The following is a 5003-nucleotide window of genomic DNA, read 5'->3' on the forward strand; positions in this document are numbered from 1 at the left end:
TTCGCTCGAAAGATCACGCGATGGCCGCGTTCTATGCCGGACAGGATGTCCGACGATCACGCCAACCGCGTTACACCACTATCAGGGACTCCACCGCAAACGACCCGTCCCGTACATGCCCGCAGAGACGCTTGGCGAAGCCGCACTATAGCCGGAGCTCTGTTTTCGCCGGCCCCAGGTACTGGTGGCCGGCTGTTTACCGGAACGGCGCCCTGATCCGGTCCAGAGCGTGCTCCAGCCGAGCCGTCAGATCCACCACCAACGCCGTCAGATCGTCATACTACGGCGGCGGTGGAGAGGACACAGTCGGTCATCGATCAGCCTCCATAGCAGACACTCGGGCCGCCCAGCGACCTATCCAGTCACATCTTCAGAACATCCACACTGGATTTTGAACGACCCTCCTGAGCCGGTCCTGTCATGTTTATCTCCGCCGCCAGCAGAACAGCTCAGGCCGTCGACATGTCGAAGAATCGAACTTCATCACATAAGCATGCCGCAGGATGCTGAACTTTCAATCCCTGCAGCGAACGCACCCTCATCGCTACCTCTCACCCTGCGGAATTCCTTGGCGCCGACATTGCCGCTGGAACAGTTAAAGATGCCACGTCAGGCAGGCCGCAGCGGCAGGAAATCGCAGGAAAACGTGCGGGATGAGCGAAGATGGTACGTCAGGTACTGGCGGTTCGGAAAGCGGTTCTTCCTGGACAAGGGCATCTTTCCCTTATTTTTCCTACTCGCTGCATCGAAACCGGCACAGCCCGTCGATTTGACGACCCTTCATTAATTTGTTAATTGCGCCACAGTAACTGCGTTTTTGCTATGAATCAACTGTGTGCCGACTGTGGCTGGCGCCTCGTTTGATCACGATTGGGCATCGGCTACCTGGGTGATCATTGATTGCTGAGCGGTAACTGAGTAAAAGTTTGCGCATCCCTGAATGGATTAGTCATTTCCATTCTCTTCGTTTCTGGTCCTCTCCATTTCTGCTGTGCGGGGGTTTGCTGTGCCCGTTGATCCCGGACGCTATCCGTCCGATATGGGGTTATTTTCTTCTGTTAGAAGACAAGGCGTTGCTTGGCGTGCGACAGCGCGCGTCGCGGTGTTGGCGCTTCTCGCTGCTGCTGTGGTGTCCGTCCCGGTAACGACGGCTGCCCCGGCGCCAGCCGAGGCGGCACCGACGGCCACGAAGGAGACCTTCGAGCGGTCGGACCTGGTCTCGGCGCGGCTTGCCGCAGTCGCCACCGGTAAAGACATCCTGGTCACCGATCTGACCACGGCGACATCGTTGACGTACGCGTCACCGGATGGCTCGTTGCGCTCGGAAGTGTCGGTGGTCCCGGTTCGGGTGGCTCAGGACGACGGCACGTGGGCGGATGTCGACTACGACCTGGAGAAGGCCAGCGGCGGCTGGGCGCCGAAGGTCTCCCCCTCCAAGGTCGTCTTCTCCGCTGGCGGCGACGGACCGGCCGTCAGCTTGGACTCCGGGTCTCGTGGTTTCGACCTGTCCTGGGCGAAGTCGCTACCTGAACCGACGATCGACGGCAACAGCGCGATCTACCAGCTGACGGACAACGAAGCGCTGGTACTGACGGCGACCTCGGACGGATTCGAGCAGTCCCTGAAGCTGACCGCAGCGCCGAGTTCCGCGCCGAAGCAGCGGCTCGGCTTCGACATGACCGGCGTCAGCATGGTCGCCAACGACACCGGCGGCTACGACTTCGTCAAGACGGTCGACGGCGAGCCCACCTCCACGGTGGTCTTCACCATGCCGACGCCGAAGATGTACTCGTCCCTGGTGGTCGACGAGGAACACACCCAAATCGCCTCCGTTCCGGTGAAGCTGGAGACCGACGAGGACGGCTCGGCATATCTGGACCTCTCCGCTGGTATGTCGTTCCTGACCGACCCGGACACGGTTTACCCGGTCTGGATCGACCCGACCGTGTCGTCGGTATCGCGCACTGGCGACACCTATGTGACCACCGCCGACTCCGACTCCCATCTGTCCGACAGCGACCTGCGCATCGGCCTGTCCACGAGCGGGAACAAGCGACGATCGCTGATCCACTTCAACACCACGAACAGCGTCCCGTCAGGCTCACACGTGACAAGCGCCACCCTGAAGCTTTACAACAACGTCTCCGCGACCTGTACCGCTCGGTCGATGGCTGCCTACCCGGTCACGGAGTCGTACTCGGGCTCGACGGTGACCTGGTCCAACCAACCGGCATATTCGACGTCGTCCTCGTACAGCGCGTCCGCGTCCTGGTCCTACGGCAACGAGGACCTGGGCTGCTCGAACGCCACCGGCTCGATGACGGTGACCAACATGGTGCAGGCCTGGGTGTCAGGCACGCTGACCGACTACGGTCTGCTGCTCAAGGCTGGCAGCGAGACCGACAGCTCGTACTCGAAGTCGTTCTGCTCGATGAACATCGACACCACCGCCGCGAGCGCCTGCACGACAAGCAGCCGCTACCCCACCCTGTCTGTGGTGTACAACACGTATCCGGGCACGCCGTCGGGGAGCACATTTTCGCCGAAGGTCTCCGGCACCACGACCGACAGCTACCTGAACACCGCCAAGGTATACACAACCTCGCTGACGCCAACCTTCACCGCGAAACTGTCGAACAAGGACGGCGGAAAGGTCGCCCTTGAGGTGAAGCTGTCGCACGATGTGAACTACACCTCGGAGGGCACCGGGGAGATCACCACCATCACGTCGACAGCAATCAACCCAGGCGCGAACGCCAGCGTCGCTGTCCCCTCGGGGAAGCTGAGCGCCAGCGCCGGGCACATCATGTACCAGACCCGTGCCCGGGTCACCAATGGCGCGGGCGGCTATGACTACTCGGCCTGGACGCCATCCAGCCTTACCTCGACCAGCACCACCAAGTTCGTCCTGAACATCGCGCAACCGGCCGCACCGACAATCACCTGCGACAGCTTCCCGTCCGGTGTGTGGACGGCCCCGACAGCCAGTAAGACTAGTTGCGTATTCGACACCACAGCGACTGACGGGGCCGGCTACTACTGGGGCCTGGACGACCCGTCGACGCCGAACCTGGCCAACGACTCCTCCAACTCGGGTGCTGCGGTTACGGTCTCGACCATCGCGACCACCGAACTCGGCTGGCACACCCTGTACGTCAGCAGCCGAGACACCGCACTGCACCTGTCCGCCACGACCACTAGCTACGAATTCGGCGTTGGCGCCGGCGGCGTCCTCTCCCCGGCTGCGGGAGCATCGACCGCGAAGGGCGTAGCCCTCTCCGCCTCCGCAAACTCCGGCTACACCCAGGTCACCTATCAGTGGGCACCAGGAACGACCTCATCCACCTGGTCCGACCTTCCGATCGCCGACGTCACACCGGCCGGTTCGTCAATATCGATCAGTGCCTGGCCACTCAGGGGCAGCACCTCGGGCAACCTGACCTCCTTCTCCGGCTACAACTGGAACGTCGCCGCAACACTCGCTGTGGCGAAGCAACCCGACGGTGCGCTACGAATCCGCGCCAAGTTCGTCACCAGCGCCGGAACGACCGCCTACTCCGCAGAACGGCTCTTTTCTCTGGCTGTCACGACTTTTGGGCAGGGGGCCGCAACGTCTGACCTCGGGCCAGGCGAGGTATCTCTGACGACCGGTGACTTCCAGCTTTCGGATACCGATGCCTCGGTCGGCGACTTCAGCCTTGACCGGACCGCGACCACCCTCACACCTGCTCCGGCCAACAGCGGCGCAACCGGGATCTTCGGAGCCGGGTGGCTCGCCGGCTTCTCGACCGGGCTCTACGGCGACAGCAAACTGCTTGACAACTCGGCGTCCGGTTCGGTAACCCTCCAGGCCGCTGACGGAACCGAATACGTCTACATCAAAGACGCCTCCGGCGACTACGTCGGTGTCGGCGACGTCAAGGACGGCAGCATCCTGTTCAAGTCTACGGAGATCGAAAACCCGGCCGACACGACCGATACCACTATCTACACTGGCTGGCAGCTTTCCGACCTCGACGGAAATGTCACGACCTGGCTGCAAACGGCCGACGGATCATGGCTGGTCAAGTGGATCGACCTATCCGGATCCGACGGCGGCACGGCCTACGTCCGCGACTCCGGCGGCAGGGTCACCACTGTCCTCTCCCCTGGACCTGCAGGCGTGACCTGCACCTCCAGCACGTTCGCCAGCACGCCCGGCTGCGTCTCCCTGAAACTCGTCTACGCCACCACGACCACTGCAAGCAGCACGACCGAATCAGGATGGGGCGACTACGCGGGCCTGGTCTCCGGAATCACGTGGACGGGCTACGACCCCGCCAGCTCAGTAATGGTCACCAAGGCGGTCGCTTCCTATCTGTACGACTCGACCGGCCACTTACGTGCCAAGTGGGACCCTCGCCTCTCGCCGGCGATGAAGACCCGATACACCTACGACGGGGCAGGTCGCCCAAGCACTTACACCTCCCCTGGGGTCAACCCTTGGACACTGACCTACGACACCATCGGACGACTGGCCAGCGTTAGCCGCACCGATCCCGCCAACGGAACTGCCGTTCAGGCCATCGCGTACAACCTTGCTGTATCCGGAGTCGACGGGGCACCCGACGTTTCAGGAACCACCGCCGCCAGTTGGGGACAGATCGGAGACCTCGCCTACGATGGAGCAGCTGTCTTTCCCGCATCCCATGTGCCGGCAGCCGGCAGCAACGGTACCTACGCGCCAGCCGCCGCCGACTGGCCATACGCCCAGATCACCTACACGGACATCAACGGCGAGGTAGTGAACGCCGCAGCCTACGGGGCCGGGGCGTGGCAAATCGGCTCCAGTCGTTACGACGACGACGGAAACACCATCTGGACACTTGACGCCGGGCAACGCGCCCAAGCGTTGACCCCCACCAGCAGCGGAACCTGTCAAGTCCAGCGAGACATTTTCTTGATTTTGTTTAGCTTTCTGCTGTTGGTTGCCTTGTCATCGGCGGGTCGGGGGCCTGGTCCTC

1 protein-coding gene is annotated in these 5003 nt (G+C 62.5%); it reads left to right on the top strand.

Going from position 1 to position 5003, the window contains the following annotated elements:
* Nucleotides 1–1102 precede the first annotated feature (1102 nt).
* The coding region (locus tag AB0M08_RS47160; protein WP_364508824.1) for a DNRLRE domain-containing protein at nucleotides 1103–5003 on the top strand (3901 nt) is incomplete at its 3' end.

It is taken from the genome of Actinoplanes sp. NPDC051851 (assembly GCF_040681165.1).
Taxonomy (GTDB): Bacteria; Actinomycetota; Actinomycetes; order Mycobacteriales; family Micromonosporaceae; genus Actinoplanes.